The organism is Pseudocitrobacter faecalis, assembly GCF_965231525.1.
Classification (GTDB): Bacteria; Pseudomonadota; Gammaproteobacteria; order Enterobacterales; family Enterobacteriaceae; genus Pseudocitrobacter; species Pseudocitrobacter faecalis.
Map to the genome: position 1 here is coordinate 4,035,842 of NZ_CBDDNJ010000002.1, position 17,879 is coordinate 4,053,720.

Here is a 17,879-nt window from a genome sequence, read left to right on the forward strand (position 1 = left end):
TTGTATTAACCCGCTTATTGCCGGTTAATGTAATCTGTTATCAGGCTGAAAATGATGTCTGTCTCTTCGCCAAAACATCTTCGGCGTTGTAAGGTTAAGCCTCACGGTTCATTAGTACTGGTTAGCTCAATGCATCGCTGCACTTACACACCCAGCCTATCAACGTCGTCGTCTTCAACGTTCCTTCAGGAGACTTAAAGTCTCAGGGAGAACTCATCTCGGGGCAAGTTTCGTGCTTAGATGCTTTCAGCACTTATCTCTTCCGCATGTAGCTACCGGGCAATGCCATTGGCATGACAACCCGAACACCAGTGATGCGTCCACTCCGGTCCTCTCGTACTAGGAGCAGCCCCCTCAATTCTCCAGCGCCCACGGCAGATAGGGACCGAACTGTCTCACGACGTTCTAAACCCAGCTCGCGTACCACTTTAAATGGCGAACAGCCATACCCTTGGGACCTACTTCAGCCCCAGGATGTGATGAGCCGACATCGAGGTGCCAAACACCGCCGTCGATATGAACTCTTGGGCGGTATCAGCCTGTTATCCCCGGAGTACCTTTTATCCGTTGAGCGATGGCCCTTCCATTCAGAACCACCGGATCACTATGACCTGCTTTCGCACCTGCTCGCGCCGTCACGCTCGCAGTCAAGCTAGCTTATGCCATTGCACTAACCTCCTGATGTCCGACCAGGATTAGCTAACCTTCGTGCTCCTCCGTTACTCTTTGGGAGGAGACCGCCCCAGTCAAACTACCCACCAGACACTGTCCGCAACCCGGATCACGGGTCTACGTTAGAACATCAAACATTAAAGGGTGGTATTTCAAGGTTGGCTCCATGCAGACTGGCGTCCACACTTCAAAGCCTCCCACCTATCCTACACATCAAGGCTCAATGTTCAGTGTCAAGCTATAGTAAAGGTTCACGGGGTCTTTCCGTCTTGCCGCGGGTACACTGCATCTTCACAGCGAGTTCAATTTCACTGAGTCTCGGGTGGAGACAGCCTGGCCATCATTACGCCATTCGTGCAGGTCGGAACTTACCCGACAAGGAATTTCGCTACCTTAGGACCGTTATAGTTACGGCCGCCGTTTACCGGGGCTTCGATCAAGAGCTTCGCCTTGCGGCTAACCCCATCAATTAACCTTCCGGCACCGGGCAGGCGTCACACCGTATACGTCCACTTTCGTGTTTGCACAGTGCTGTGTTTTTAATAAACAGTTGCAGCCAGCTGGTATCTTCGACTGATTTCAGCTCCACGGGTAAACCGCTTCACCTACATATCAGCGTGCCTTCTCCCGAAGTTACGGCACCATTTTGCCTAGTTCCTTCACCCGAGTTCTCTCAAGCGCCTTGGTATTCTCTACCTGACCACCTGTGTCGGTTTGGGGTACGATTCGATGTTACCTGATGCTTAGAGGCTTTTCCTGGAAGCAGGGCATTTGTCACTTCAGCACCGTAGTGCCTCGTCATCACGTCTCAGTCCTGAAGCAAACCGGATTTACCTGGTCTGCAAACCTACACGCTTAAACCGGGACAACCGTCGCCCGGCCAACATAGCCTTCTCCGTCCCCCCTTCGCAGTAACACCAAGTACAGGAATATTAACCTGTTTCCCATCGACTACGCCTTTCGGCCTCGCCTTAGGGGTCGACTCACCCTGCCCCGATTAACGTTGGACAGGAACCCTTGGTCTTCCGGCGTGCGGGTTTTTCACCCGCATTATCGTTACTTATGTCAGCATTCGCACTTCTGATACCTCCAGCATGCCTCACGACACACCTTCAACGGCTTACAGAACGCTCCCCTACCCAACAACACTTAGTGTCGCTGCCGCAGCTTCGGTGCACAGTTTAGCCCCGTTACATCTTCCGCGCAGGCCGACTCGACCAGTGAGCTATTACGCTTTCTTTAAATGATGGCTGCTTCTAAGCCAACATCCTGGCTGTCTGAGCCTTCCCACATCGTTTCCCACTTAACTGTGACTTTGGGACCTTAGCTGGCGGTCTGGGTTGTTTCCCTCTTCACGACGGACGTTAGCACCCGCCGTGTGTCTCCCGTGATAACATTCTTCGGTATTCGCAGTTTGCATCGGGTTGGTAAGTCGGGATGACCCCCTAGCCGAAACAGTGCTCTACCCCCGAAGATGAATTCACGAGGCGCTACCTAAATAGCTTTCGGGGAGAACCAGCTATCTCCCGGTTTGATTGGCCTTTCACCCCCAGCCACAAGTCATCCGCTAATTTTTCAACATTAGTCGGTTCGGTCCTCCAGTTAGTGTTACCCAACCTTCAACCTGCCCATGGCTAGATCACCGGGTTTCGGGTCTATACCCTGCAACTTAACGCCCAGTTAAGACTCGGTTTCCCTTCGGCTCCCCTATTCGGTTAACCTTGCTACAGAATATAAGTCGCTGACCCATTATACAAAAGGTACGCAGTCACCTAACAAGTAGGCTCCCACTGCTTGTACGTACACGGTTTCAGGTTCTTTTTCACTCCCCTCGCCGGGGTTCTTTTCGCCTTTCCCTCACGGTACTGGTTCACTATCGGTCAGTCAGGAGTATTTAGCCTTGGAGGATGGTCCCCCCATATTCAGACAGGATACCACGTGTCCCGCCCTACTCTTCGAGTTCACAGCATATGCATTTTGGTGTACGGGACTATCACCCTGTACCGTCGGACTTTCCAGACCGTTCCACTAACACACATGCTGATTCAGACTCTGGGCTGCTCCCCGTTCGCTCGCCGCTACTGGGGGAATCTCGGTTGATTTCTTTTCCTCGGGGTACTTAGATGTTTCAGTTCCCCCGGTTCGCTTCATTACGCTATGTATTCACGTAATGATAGTGTGACGAATCACACTGGGTTTCCCCATTCGGAAATCGCCGGTTATAACGGTTCATATCACCTTACCGACGCTTATCGCAGATTAGCACGTCCTTCATCGCCTCTGACTGCCAGGGCATCCACCGTGTACGCTTAGTCGCTTAACCTCACAACCCGAAGATGTTTCGTAAAACACCACCGTGTTGCGAAAATTTGAGAGACTCGAACACACTTAACAGTGTGTCGTTTCAATTTTCAGCTTGATCCAGATTTTTAAAGAGCAAATATCTCAAACAAGACTTTACAGTCTGTTTTGAGATATTACGGTCGGCGACTTTCACTCACACATACCAGCAAGTGGCGTCCCCTAGGGGATTCGAACCCCTGTTACCGCCGTGAAAGGGCGGTGTCCTGGGCCTCTAGACGAAGGGGACACTGAAGTCTCAATCGCAAGACGCCTTGCTATTTACTTTTCATCAGACAATCTGTGTGAGCACTTCAAGGAACGGTTCTTTAAGGTAAGGAGGTGATCCAACCGCAGGTTCCCCTACGGTTACCTTGTTACGACTTCACCCCAGTCATGAATCACAAAGTGGTAAGCGCCCTCCCGAAGGTTAAGCTACCTACTTCTTTTGCAACCCACTCCCATGGTGTGACGGGCGGTGTGTACAAGGCCCGGGAACGTATTCACCGTAGCATTCTGATCTACGATTACTAGCGATTCCGACTTCATGGAGTCGAGTTGCAGACTCAATCCGGACTACGACATACTTTATGAGGTCCGCTTGCTCTCGCGAGGTCGCTTCTCTTTGTATATGCCATTGTAGCACGTGTGTAGCCCTGGTCGTAAGGGCCATGATGACTTGACGTCATCCCCACCTTCCTCCAGTTTATCACTGGCAGTCTCCTTTGAGTTCCCGACCGAATCGCTGGCAACAAAGGATAAGGGTTGCGCTCGTTGCGGGACTTAACCCAACATTTCACAACACGAGCTGACGACAGCCATGCAGCACCTGTCTCACAGTTCCCGAAGGCACCAAAGCATCTCTGCTAAGTTCTGTGGATGTCAAGACCAGGTAAGGTTCTTCGCGTTGCATCGAATTAAACCACATGCTCCACCGCTTGTGCGGGCCCCCGTCAATTCATTTGAGTTTTAACCTTGCGGCCGTACTCCCCAGGCGGTCGACTTAACGCGTTAGCTCCGGAAGCCACGCCTCAAGGGCACAACCTCCAAGTCGACATCGTTTACAGCGTGGACTACCAGGGTATCTAATCCTGTTTGCTCCCCACGCTTTCGCACCTGAGCGTCAGTCTTCGTCCAGGGGGCCGCCTTCGCCACCGGTATTCCTCCAGATCTCTACGCATTTCACCGCTACACCTGGAATTCTACCCCCCTCTACGAGACTCAAGCTTGCCAGTTTCAAATGCAGTTCCCAGGTTGAGCCCGGGGATTTCACATCTGACTTAACAAACCGCCTGCGTGCGCTTTACGCCCAGTAATTCCGATTAACGCTTGCACCCTCCGTATTACCGCGGCTGCTGGCACGGAGTTAGCCGGTGCTTCTTCTGCGAGTAACGTCAATTGCTGCGGTTATTAACCACAACACCTTCCTCCTCGCTGAAAGTACTTTACAACCCGAAGGCCTTCTTCATACACGCGGCATGGCTGCATCAGGCTTGCGCCCATTGTGCAATATTCCCCACTGCTGCCTCCCGTAGGAGTCTGGACCGTGTCTCAGTTCCAGTGTGGCTGGTCATCCTCTCAGACCAGCTAGGGATCGTCGCCTAGGTGAGCCATTACCCCACCTACTAGCTAATCCCATCTGGGCACATCCGATGGCAAGAGGCCCGAAGGTCCCCCTCTTTGGTCTTGCGACGTTATGCGGTATTAGCTACCGTTTCCAGTAGTTATCCCCCTCCATCAGGCAGCTTCCCAGACATTACTCACCCGTCCGCCACTCGTCAGCGAATCAGCAAGCTGATTCCTGTTACCGTTCGACTTGCATGTGTTAGGCCTGCCGCCAGCGTTCAATCTGAGCCATGATCAAACTCTTCAATTTAAGTTTGATGCTCTTGAATTAAACTTCGTAATGAATTACGTGTTCACTCAGAGACTTGGTATTCATTTATCGTCTTGCGACGTTAAGAATCCGTATCATTGAGTGCCCACACAGATTGTCTGATAAATTGTTAAAGAGCAGTGCAACGCGGCATGAAGCTCACCGTTGCGAGGTGCGCATAATACGCCTTCCTCCTTCAGAGTCAAGCGCTTATTTTCGCTTTTCTCTGGCGGCGTTCCCGAAGGAAGCCTGCTAACCCGGTGGCCTGGAAGCCGTTGTTCCGTGTCAGTGGGAGCGCATTATAGGGAGTTATACCGAGCCTGCAACCCCTAATTTGCGCTAATTTTACTGACTGACGAAATCCACAGCAAAAGACGATGTTATACCTATTTATCAACAGAGTTATCCACAAAAAGACTTAATCAACACGATATTGCCAGTTTCCCTGACCGGATAATCGGCCCTTTCTCCTTATTACCCGATAAAATCAAATGCCAGTCTTCTCCTCATACTTCTACCTACTCTATATAGTAAGAGAGCCTTTCAGGTATCTACACATGTGCTGCGAGCAAACCATCAGGCGACTGCGATACTACCGCTCTGGTTTTACTACGGTATGATGGATGCGAGGACGCCTTTCATCCAATTAACATCGCCTGGTGCAACAGCCGCATGCGTCATATGCGCTTCGTGAGCTGCGCATCACTTAGAGTCAATATTCGTAAGAAAAATAGCTTTCTCTCCAGAACCATGAGAGATTAAAGTCTTCCGGGATGGAAATGAATAAATGTTGATATGAGGGAGAATATCATGTTGCCGGGAGGATCATCCGACTTTACTCAAGATATAATAAAGAGAGAAACATCTCAGCAGCCAGAAGTTTCAATTATTATTCCTGTCTACAATCGAGCGGAAGCGATCGCGCGTTGTTTAACTAAGCTAAAGCAATCAGACTACGAAAAATATAATATAGAACTCATCTTAATAGATGATTGCTCAACGGATGAAAGCTACAATGTTCTTCTGCGTTATGTTTGCGACTTTCCCAACATTATCATCCTTAAAAGGAACGTGAATTCAGGGGGCGCCGCCATGCCAAGAAACCATGGTCTGGAAGTCGCAACTGGCAGATGGACATTATTCATCGACTCTGATGATTATATTACCCCTCATACACTTTCAGATGCACTTGGCTTTGCGCAAACCGATACTACCATTGATATGGTATGCATGCCCTATTTCAGAGCGGAGGGTAGCCGGCGTGCTATCAGCTATTCTGCCTTTCATTATGAACAGAGCATAAAGGGTCTGACCTTCATTCAGACAAAGCTTTATCGTTCATTAACCGTATTTGGAAAACTTCTCAAAACAGATTTGATAAAGAAGAATCATATCCGTTTCCCTGAACAGATACATATCAGAGAAGATAATTGGTTCATGATGAAGATGTATTGCGTAGCCCGCAATATCGCCATCCTGGGAAATCGTAAAAAGTATTATTTCATTAATGAAGCTGATGATATTTCTTTAGCCGCTAAGGGTACCAGTCCTAAAGAAGCGGTAATGATATACCTTTCAGCCTACGATTTTGTCATGGCACAACCGCATCTGAACATAGATGAAAAGCATAATATCCTTGCCCTTTATTTAAATCGATACACCAACATGATCAAACGTGGTGTATCCGCTCCACGGCGCTTGTTCATCCAGACAAAAGAAACGCTTCAGGCTTTACCTGGCAACCCCTTATTGTCGCAGGAAGCCAGAAACTTTATTTATGATCTTTTTTTAACGCACGGTGAGATTAATACGATGTCTCTCAACCATTTGATTAGCCAGGCGCGAAGCGAACTCGATCGGCTGAATGTGCCGGCTCACCCAGCCCCCTTCCCGGAGTGTGTACTTTTTCTCAGTGTTTGTAACGGTAAAGAACGCGCCCACACGCTATGTGTACAGGCAGATACACTGGACAAAGCCTGGCTCAAAGGGATTTTGGCATTGCAGGATTGGCAAGATACCCAGGCAACTACACCGATTTGGCTACGGGTGGACATCGTCGATAAGATCGAAACGCTAACCTGGGCAGCCCTGCAGGCGAAACTGAGCAAAACGAAACGCAATTATTTCCGCTTTGGCCTGAGTTTCGATTATCGCTTTCAGCACGCCATGCTGGAACAGGAAATCCTCGCTAACGTTTTGTTGTATCAACAGACGGAGGGGGTTGCGACGCCCAATCCTATCAATCTGGCGAGTTTTTCCCGTAAGAAATTTGGTTATGAGCTGCAATGGCCTGCACATTCTGAGCAACTGCTCTGGCGTTTCACCACGCGTAGCTTGTTTACCGATGGCGAGCAGGCCTATCCCATCGAGCCCCAGGGTAAACGTTCCGGTTATCGAAAACTGCCACATTGGCAGGATGAACTCGATCCGATGATATTTTCTTCTGCTGATTACCTTCAACGTCAGGCGCTTGAGACAGGCCGATACCAGTACGGATGGCATCCCTGTTTCGATAAACCCATCAAAGGCTACAACACCGTTCGCCATGCAGGATCAACCTACGCGCTGCTCGAAGGATGGGAAGTGACGCGGGATCCAGAACAGTTTCGTACGGTAGAGCGTGCGTTAGCCTATTTGTCTACCGAGTTGATTCAGACCCGAACGCTACCCGATGGAAGTCATGCCGATTTTCTGATCGATGAAGGAAACGAAATCAAACTGGGTGGGAATGCTGTCAGTATTCTCGCTTTTGCTAAATATACTGACGTCTCGGGAGATAAGCGTTATTTACCGCAAATGCAGCGACTGGCGAACGGCATCAGTTACATGCAAATTGCAGAAACGGGGGGATTTAACCATGTCTATAATGCGCACGATCTCTCCCTTAAGGCCGAACACAGAACCATTTACTATGATGGAGAAGCCACTTTTGCGTTAATGCGTCTATATGGGCTAACCCATGAGCCTCGCTGGCTGGCCATTGTTGAGAGGGCGATGGATCATTTTATCGCTCAGAAACACTGGCAAGCGCACGATCACTGGATGGGCTACGGCGTCAATGAACTTACCCTTTATCGCCCATTAGCGCGTTACTATAAATTTGGTCTGGATAACGTTCGCGATCATCTTGATTTCGTTATTAACAGGGTGACGACCTATCCAACCCTACTGGAATTGATGATGGCGGCAGAGCGGATGATCGACCGGCTCGCGAACTCAGAGCATAAACAATTACTTGACGGTTTCGACATCGGCAAATTTAAGGTGGCGCTTGAAGCGCGCGCGCGCTACCTGGCAAATGGTTTTTTCTGGCCAGAAATTGCGATGTTTTTCAAAAAACCGGATCGTATAAAAGGCAGCTTTTTCATTCGGCATCATCGAATGCATGTCAGAATTGACGATGTCGGACACTATCTTTCAGGCTACGTTGCGTATCGCAAATATTGGCGCAAAAAGCATGGCCTCAGAGCATAACCTTTTACGGTAAAGCGGAGAAATGAACGGGCCCATAGCGAATGTAGCGCAATATTCTTTCCGGAAACGGTGGTTATGCTGTGTTCTGGTGCTGTTGCTTGCCATTGCACCAGGACTGCTCGCCGGATGGGATTTCGACACTATCAATGCCCGAACCCAACGTTTGTATGGGCCGACGACACCTGCGACGCAACGTAATATCAATGATTGGGCTCTGCTGGTGAAAAGCGCATCACCGGGTGACGTAAAAGATAAACTGAATCGCGTTAATCATTTTTTTAACAGTCGCATACGCTTTCGCGATGATATTGCTGTCTGGAAGCAACAGGATTACTGGGCCACGCCAATCGAACTCTTGCGCAAAGGAGCAGGAGATTGCGAAGACTACGCGCTGGCCAAATATTTTACACTGCGTGAAATGGGCGTTCCGGCCAGTCAGTTACGAATCACTTATGTTAAAGCCTTGCAGTTAAATCAGGCGCATATGGTTCTGGCCTGGTACGCTACGCCCGATGCCACCCCGCTGATTCTGGATAATCTGAAAACGGCAATTCTTCCGGCAACCCAGCGTAATGACCTTCTCCCGGTCTATTCCTTTAATGGACAGGGATTATGGGTGCCTCAGGCAGGTGGAAACAAACGCGTTGGCGACAGTAAAAAACTTTCTCGTTGGCAGGATCTTCTCACCAAAATGTGTGCAGAAGGATTTGTAATTAATGAATAGGAAGTAGCCATGTCTCTCTATAAACAGCTACTCATTGGTATTTGTCTGTTCACGCTGGTCATCTTTTGCGGCAGCTTTTATGTCACGCTGGAAAGCTCGCGCGAGCAGTATCATAACCAACTGAGTGCCCACGCTCAGGACAGCGCCACTGCGCTGGGGCTTTCGTTGACTGCGAACATAGACGACCCGGTCATGACGGAGTTGATGGTGAACTCAATCTTCGATAGCGGCTACTTTTATCGTATACGGGTTGTGGATATCAAAAGCGGAAAGCCGCTTATCGAAAGAGAAAACATGCCGCAAAACGCCAGTGTCCCTGATTGGTTTGTGCATCTGGTCAGGCTAAATCCAGGGCAAGGAGAGGCTACAGTGATGCGTGGCTGGTCGCAGGTGGCACGAGTGGAAGTCATTAGCCATCCCATGTTCGCCCTGACACGCCTGTGGGATAGCCTCATCGCCAGTTTTATTCTGCTCAGCGTTTGCAGTGTACTGTGCGTACTGGGGGCAATGTTTATGTTGCGCCGCAGTTTGCGTCCACTTAACTATATCGTTGAACAAGCGATGGCAATCAGCCGTCGGGAATTTCTTAACCTTCCAGCCCGCCCCAAAACGCCAGAACTACGCCGCGTGGTGGAAGCAACAAATATGATGGTGAACCAGCTTAAGGCGCTGTTTAGCGAACAGGCGTCGCGAACTGAAAAGCTTCGAGAAGAAGCTTATAATGATAGCCTGACCGGGCTAAATAACCGCCGCGCCTTTGATATTCAGTTGCAATCTCGCCTCAGCGATGACGAGCACGCAGAAGGTCATCTGATTTTATTACGCGTGCAAGATTTGACTGGGCTTAACCAACGTCTTGGTGGCGCCAGGACAGATCAATTATTGCAAGCTATCGCCGATACCCTTCATCAGCTTCAGAAACGTTTCCTTCATGGAGAAGGATTTCTTGCCCGCGTGCGCGGCGGTGAATTTGCTATTATCACGCCCGCTATTTTGCCCCAGGAGATGGAAAACCTGATGGCAACCCTCAACACGCAATTAAAATCACTCTACGAAACGGGCATGAGTGATGTCACGCCTGTCGCGCACTTCTCTCAAGTGGCGTTTACTGTTGGCGATACGCCGCAGGCGGTACTCTTACAGGCGGATCAGGCGTTAGCAATGGCAGAAACGGAAATGCGCTTTTTTGCCAATATTCAGATGTCTGGCAATGTAGAAAACGACGACGATCGCCATCGTTGGCATCACCGTCTGGAACAAGTGCTGCAAAATGACGCGTTTGAGCTTTTCTCCCAACCCGTTTATCAATGCGACAGAAAGAATATTATCCTGCACCAAAAAATACTTGCCCGAATCAAAGCTGAAGATGGCGAGATTATTCCTGCGGGTCGGTTTATGCCATGGATCCATCGCCTTGCATTGAGCCGTCGCATGGATATTGTGATGTTGAAACAGACATTAAAAGCAATGGAGGCAACCACTCAGCCCCTGGCACTCAGCATCAGTGGTGAAAGTGTTGCTGACGAAACCAGTATGAATGCCCTGCTACAACCGCTAAAAAATGCGCGCCACCTTGCGGGCAGGCTGACGCTGGAACTGGATGAAAATGAACTCCCGGATCCTGATCTGGTGAGCATTCTGGTACAAAAACTAAACGTATTGGGTTGCCGCCTGGGCATTCAACACTTCGGTGGCCGCTTCAATCTGATTGGTAACTTGCCACAGTGGGGGCTTGCGTGGATTAAAGTCGACGGCGGTTACATCCGTAATATTGATCATGAAGAAGATAAAAAGCTTTTCATCGAAGCCATATACTGGGCCACACGCCAGATAAATCTGCCACTCATTGCGGAGCGAGTTGAAACGGACGGAGAGCTCGCCGTACTTGAAAATATTGGCCTGTATGGTGCGATGGGTCGTTACTTTAGCGACGCCAGTACCCTTACTCAATAACAATCAGGAGTGTATCTATGCATTTCATCGAACGGGATAGTGACGGAAAAATTTTGCGCGTTGAGTCTTCTCCGTTCCGGGAATCAACGGAGCAATATGAGGAAACCACCGCAGAAATTGCCGAATGGCTTAAAATGAATACGCTTCGTGCAGCCACATTGCAACAACTGCAGCAAAGTGATCTCGACATGGTTCGCGTACTTGAAGACCTGATTGAGGTCCTTATGAGCAAAGGGATAATTAGTATTACTGATTTACCGCCAGCAGCACAAAGTAAGCTCCTTAGTCGTGCTCAAGCTCGCCAAAGGCTAAGTGGCCTGGAAGGTTTAATTCAGGATGATGACGAACAGTTAATTTGATAAAGAATTACGTATTATTACGCACTCACTACTCGTTAAATTAGAGCAGTAATAATCTTCTTAGATAAGATTTTTTAACGAGTACATCCAATTAAAACCACATTTAAATCAAAGAACATTTTTTCTATTTATATTAAGTTCAACCGATATATGATTACAGGATAATTTGCAAAGCCATATTAAATAGCAAAATCAGTCAGTTATCATTTAACATCAAATATAAATTTTACTGAAACACGGGATAAATCAGTGTGCTATCCGCGGCAAAGACATTAAGTGCGATGGAAGGTATTCTTACGAAAAGGGGCAATACATGAGCGAAGTAGCCGGCATAATTAAAGCGATCGTTGGGCAAGCATTTGCTATTTCATCTGATGGAAGCAGACGCTTACTGGTGGAAGGTGACCAAATTATGGCGGGAGAGCAGATAGAAACCAGCGCAACTGGGGCGGTATCAGTCATTCTGCCGAATGGTAAAACGCTCGATCTCGGCCGCGATAGTCACTGGGATAGCAACGGGATGACTTCAGGCGTTCTTCCTGACACAACAACCACAGATATCGCAGCGATTCAGCAGGCTATTGAGGACGGGCAGGATCCAACTCAGCTTCTCGAAGCCACCGCGGCGGGCCCTCAGACAGCCATAGAGCCTGGCTCACCGGGATCTGGCGGAGCCCATACTCATGTTGTTCTCGATTTAACAGGCGAAATCATCGATCCCGGCGCGGGTTATCCTACAGAGGGTTTGGCGTTCCCTGATTCGAATATTGAGGAAGAATTAACGATCCTCGATACGGATTTGGATACGGACACCGACACCGATTCGGATACCGACACCGATACGGACACAGATACAGACACCGATTCAGATACGGATACAGACACCGATACCGACACGGACACTGATACCGATACCGATACGGATACCGATACGGACACTGATACGGATACCGATACGGACAGCGATACCGATACGGATACCGACACGGACACTGATACCGATACGGACAGCGATACCGATACGGACAGCGATACTGACACAGACACCGATACGGATACCGACACGGATTCGGACACTGATATGGACACCGATATGGATACCGACACGGACACTGATACCGATACCGATACCGATACCGATACCGATACCGATACCGACACGGACACTGATACCGATACCGACACGGACACTGATACCGATACCGACACGGACACTGATACCGATACCGACACGGACACCGATACGGATGCGGATACTGATACTGATACTGATACCGATACTGACACGGATACCGACACGGATACCGACACAGACACCGATTCGGATACGGACTCCGACACCGACACCGATATCAATGACAATCACACTCTCAATGTAACGTTCACGGCTACTGAGTCCTCTCACACCACTGAAGTTAATGGTGGCAGTAAGGATCCGAGTGGTAATGGCTTTGATGTGGATGAAAATGGCAACATCGTTGCAGTCGGCGAGAATGTCATCATCTGGGTATCTGCTGGAGATGTCGGGAAGTATGTTTCCAGCGATATCCCCCAGGCAAATATCAAGGTTTACACCCAGGGTAATGTGGATGGGCATGTAGGTAAGACGGATGTGTTTGTTTTACATAGCCAGAGCACCTATACCCAAAGCGATAATACGCAACATGCAATGAATGCAGTCAATGGTAACCGGGAATCCGCTACCAGTACCGCACATGACTACATTTTTGTCGCCGGTTCCGATAACTGGAGTTCATCGTACGGTTCGGCGAACGTTAACCAAAGTATCAACTATTTTGAAAGCATTAACGTTACAGTGGATGGTAAAGGATACAGCGGAAGCAACCGGATCACGGATGTTATATCAGGCAGCAAAGAAGGGCTCGACCCGAACAATCCTGATATGCATAAAACCTGGCAATATGAACTCAACATCGATGCTCATCTGGATGCTAACGAAGGCGATCATATCACTTCAATCACGCTATCCGGCTTACCACCTGATACGACTCTCAATTACGACGGGAAAAACTATCTCGTCAATGATGATGGTGTCATCAGGATTGATGTTGAGGGATCAACCCTGGACGCCAAACTGACACTCTCATTAACAGAGCAGTTGTCAGACATGAGTAATATTAAACTTGATGTCGCGACTAAAGTTGAAGGTGAAGAGCATCACTCTGGTGAAATTGACGCTAACAGTGGGGAGCATACCCTTCCCATTAACGGTAATGAGGGAAGCGAGCTCTCAGATGATCATTCAACGAACACGCTAACCGCGGATGGAGACGCACATGAGCAGCACCATCCCGAGACGCAATCAGAGGAACATGCCAGCGATCACACGGCAACCTTCGCATCCGAGCATCTGTTTTCTGAGGAAAATACTCACCGGGCTTCAGAAAAAACGGACGAGAATAACGATCGCCAGGATAATAATACCGATTATAATCATGAAGATATGGGGTTACTGATTGATAACGATACGCTTGAGCTTAGCAAGCTGGACGGTAGCGAGCCTATCAACGCTCAGGCTAGCACAGAGCCGGAGGCATCCCTCAACATGCTTCTCGGTGATATCGACAACGCACTCCACCATGCAGAATCGGCCGATGATGATCATGGTTCTGCCTTAACAGGTGGTATGGGGATATTGAATCAAACAACTGGAAGTGAGACGAACCCGATAAATACTGTCAATCTCAGTGACATTGTGCATGACGATGAACACAACGATCTGAGTTCTTTAATTAAAACCGATAATCAGGCAACGCCCCACTCCCAACCTGACGACGTGCAGCATGTTCCGGCGGAGAGCGGAGGACAAACTGATGTCTGGACGAGTAATGAGGCTGAACAGCTCGGCCACCTTATTGCTCAACCCGATCAAGATTCATAATGAAAGGGTCGGTATTATTGATGCTATCGATAATACCGACCTTTAGCACTCTATTAATCTTTAAACATCATTAAAACGTTCCTAAATGCGTTAAGCATCATTTAATATTAATGAATGATAAAACCAGGGAAAATGCATTAACTATACGAATATTATTTTTAGTACGATACCTCTCACACATAAGATTCACTTTATAATTAGATTCAAACAATAATCTTCATCAATGAAACACACCTTGCGAGCATAGCCACAAAGATAAAAAATCTTATTTTTTCATTGAGATACAGATAAACAACCAACAGACAACTTTTCATTGAAATTTCATTTCAGATTACTACAATCAAATAACATAAGTTTGCGAAACAACAGTGCGCTGACAGGAAATCTCTTTACAGAAATTTCTTAAGAAAACGACATTAAAATCAAAGAAACGACATGTTTTGCGTATTATTTTATTACTACAAACCGGGTTCAATTAATCCATCGTCTTACTTGACGAACTCTAACGAGTAGCTCAAAGAAATTTATATGAGATGATAAGCATCGAAACAAGACAAACAGCGATAAAAATCATGGAGATATTTTAATTTAAAAACACACCGCCATGAACAAATGGAAACGTTCACGTAAGATTAAGAGGAATGTATTATGAGCGATGTAGTTGGAATAATAAAAGCGTTAGTCGGGCAAGCCTTCGCTATCTCCCCTGATGGAAGCAAGCGTTTATTGGTGGAGGGCGATAAAATCCTGTCTGGTGAGCAAATTGAAACCAGCACTACCGGGGCAGTTTCAATAACTCTACCGAATGGAAAAACGCTCGATCTGGGCAGAGATAGCCATTGGAATACCGCAAACGCCACCCCTTTCATTCCTGCAGAAGATACGACAAGTGACATTGCTGCAATCCAACAGGCAATTGCCGATGGCATGGATCCAACACAAACTCTTGAAGCAACCGCGGCAGGGCCACAGGCCGTTGCTGAGAGCGGAACGCCGGGTGCTGGAGGCGCACATACGCATGTCGTTCTTGATCTTACTGGAGAAATACTCGATCCCACTGCGGGATACCCTACGGATGGGTTGAACTTTCCTGATACTGAAATTGAAGAAGAACTGACTATTCTCGATACGGATACCGATACCGATACGGATACTGACACCGATACAGACACGGACACCGATACCGATACCGATACCGATACTGACACCGATACGGACACCGATACGGACACTGATACCGATACGGACACAGACACCGATACGGATACGGATACCGATACGGACACCGATACCGATACGGACACCGATACCGATACGGATACCGACACCGATACGGATATCGACACCGATACGGACACTGACACCGATACAGACACGGACACCGATACGGACACTGATACGGACACAGACACCGATACGGACACCGACACCGATACCGACACCGATACGGATACCGACACCGATACGGACACTGACACCGATACGGACACTGACACCGATACGGACACGGACACCGATACGGACACCGATACCGACACGGACACTGACACCGATACGGACACTGACACCGATACGGATACGGATACGGATACCGATACGGACACCGATACCGATACCGACACCGATACGGACACCGATACCGATACGGACACCGATACCGATACGGATACCGATACCGATACGGATACCGACACCGATACGGACACTGACACCGATACAGACACTGACACCGATACCGACACTGACACCGATACCGACACGGACACCGATACGGACACTGACACCGATACAGACACGGACACCGATACAGACACGGACACCGATACCGACACGGACACAGACACCGATACGGACACTGACACCGATACAGACACGGACACCGATACGGACACTGACACCGATACGGACACCGATACGGACACCGATACAGATACCGATACCGATACCGATACCGACACCGATACGGATACCGATACCGACACCGATACGGATACCGACACCGATACGGACACCGACACCGATACGGACACTGATACCGATACGGACACTGACACCGACTACCGCTTAACCGTAAACGTCACGCCAGGCGCACCGCAGGAAAATCCAGGCGAACCTTCGGATGACAAGTTTCTTGAAGTGAATGGCGGCAGCAAAGATCCCAGCGGACTCGGGTTCGATGTGGTTGAGGGGAAAATAGTCGCTATTGGCGATAACGTACGCGTCTGGATCTCACCAGGGGATACACCGCCCACCTGTAGCGATCCGAATAACCAAATTGTCTATTACGACAAGAGCAATGCCAGTTCGGACAAAGCAGGCGAAAACTACAGTGACATCTTTGTTCTGGACGTTAACAACAACAGTGATGTCTCGAAGGTTCAGGGTAATAAAATTACCAGTGGGGAGGGTTACAAGGACTACATCTTCCTGGTGGGTGCCGGAGAAGATTATAGGGTAGAAGCCAGCGACCCCAACAATGGTCACCTGAACGAACTCACCGCGATTGCCGTCTATGGGAAAGAGAGCGGGAATATGATCCTGGGCAGTCCTGCGTCCAACCATATTGAAGGCATCATCTATGGCGACGGTCTTTCCCCATATCCTGGCGACACCGAAGCGACCTGGACGCTGAAATTTACGCTGGATATTCAGCTTGATAGCCCTGATGACGCAGAATCGCTAACGCAGGTTACCCTTGAGGGCCTTCCTGAAGGGGCAACATTTACCAGTGGCGATCCTTCCGGTTCTGTAACCGTCACCTATGAAAATGGCGTTTATACCCTCACCTTCCCTGACGGCACTTCGGGCTACAAAGGCACGATGACCGTAACGGTGCCGGATGGCCAGCAAGATCTGGGTGATATCACCATGAATGTGGAAACCACTATTGATGGCGATCATCAAAGCGAATTTATCTTTGATGGTGACGAAGGCATGGCTTACGACAGCGAAGCAGAGGGCATCGACATGCACTCTGCCGACATGCCTGTTTCATCAACCGATGAAAGCGACGTGTCAACGCAGTCATCCTCCCATGACGAAAGTACTGAGAATACCGATCCAAGTTTGCAGGCAAATGCTGAAGACGATCCGCAGGAAGTCAATGAAGATAACTTACTCATTGATACATCGCAGCTTAGCCTCGACTCAGTCTTGTATGATACCGCGCAGCTCACACCAGACAGCGAAACAGATTCGCTGCAGACGCTTCTGGGAGACCAAAGCGAAACGGGGATGGGAAAAACCACAATGGATACTGACCCCGCCGCGACACAACCGCTGGAAACTGAGCAGGGAGTGTTGAGCCAGGAGGAACCTTTAAACTTCAACGACCTGCTTCACAATGAAGGAAATCAAAACCTTAGCGATCTTATTCAAACGCCAGAAGAACTCGCTCGGGTCGATAGCCAGCAGGTACAGCATGTACCAGCCGAAGGTGGTGATGCTGAGAACAGCGATGTCTGGGCTATCTCTGACGAATCACAGGTCGATCACTTAATTGCGAAGCCAGAATCGGAGTCCTGACAGGTGAGATAAATGCGCACCCTGCAAGGGTGCGCATTGCATCGATCTGCGCTC

General features: G+C 48.9%; 6 protein-coding genes, 1 tRNA gene and 2 rRNA genes. 6 read left to right on the forward strand and 3 right to left on the reverse strand.

What is annotated here, in order from left to right; all coding sequences use genetic code 11:
* Positions 1-90: 90 nt before the first annotated feature.
* The 3 genes from ACOXYR_RS19650 to ACOXYR_RS19660 form a co-directional block, all read right to left on the reverse strand.
* A 23S ribosomal RNA gene (locus tag ACOXYR_RS19650) occupies positions 91-2,995 on the reverse strand.
* A gap of 191 nt (positions 2,996-3,186) precedes the next feature.
* Positions 3,187-3,262 (reverse strand) — tRNA-Glu (locus ACOXYR_RS19655).
* Positions 3,263-3,347: 85 nt separating this feature from the next.
* A 16S ribosomal RNA gene (locus ACOXYR_RS19660) occupies positions 3,348-4,888 on the reverse strand.
* The 16S and 23S rRNA genes sit together here with 1 tRNA gene alongside, the layout of an rRNA operon.
* An 810-nt stretch (positions 4,889-5,698) precedes the next feature.
* Between ACOXYR_RS19660 and ACOXYR_RS19665 the strand changes: the two genes are divergently transcribed.
* The 6 genes from ACOXYR_RS19665 to ACOXYR_RS19690 all read left to right on the forward strand — a co-directional run bounded on the left by ACOXYR_RS19665 (position 5,699) and on the right by ACOXYR_RS19690 (position 17,825).
* A complete protein-coding gene (locus ACOXYR_RS19665; RefSeq protein ID WP_421356719.1) occupies positions 5,699-8,362 on the forward strand; it encodes a glycosyltransferase in 2,664 nt (887 codons plus the stop codon).
* Between the two features lie 22 nt (positions 8,363-8,384).
* On the forward strand, positions 8,385-9,086 hold the full coding sequence (lapG, locus tag ACOXYR_RS19670; RefSeq protein ID WP_421356718.1) for a cysteine protease LapG: 702 nt from the start codon (positions 8,385-8,387) through the stop codon (positions 9,084-9,086).
* Positions 9,087-9,095: 9 nt separating this feature from the next.
* Positions 9,096-11,039, forward strand: coding sequence for a cyclic di-GMP receptor LapD (gene lapD / locus ACOXYR_RS19675; protein WP_421356717.1), 1,944 nt, complete (start codon positions 9,096-9,098; stop codon positions 11,037-11,039).
* A 17-nt stretch (positions 11,040-11,056) separates the two neighbouring features.
* The gene (locus tag ACOXYR_RS19680; RefSeq protein WP_421356716.1) at positions 11,057-11,398 is read left to right on the forward strand and encodes a tryptophan synthase subunit beta; all 342 of its coding nucleotides are present in this window, start codon (positions 11,057-11,059) and stop codon (positions 11,396-11,398) included.
* A 313-nt stretch (positions 11,399-11,711) separates the two neighbouring features.
* A complete protein-coding gene (locus ACOXYR_RS19685; RefSeq protein WP_421425932.1) occupies positions 11,712-14,300 on the forward strand; it encodes a retention module-containing protein in 2,589 nt (862 codons plus the stop codon).
* A 648-nt stretch (positions 14,301-14,948) separates the two neighbouring features.
* Complete coding sequence (locus ACOXYR_RS19690) at positions 14,949-17,825, forward strand: retention module-containing protein (RefSeq protein WP_421382157.1); 2,877 nt, start codon at positions 14,949-14,951, stop codon at positions 17,823-17,825.
* Positions 17,826-17,879 lie beyond the last annotated feature (54 nt).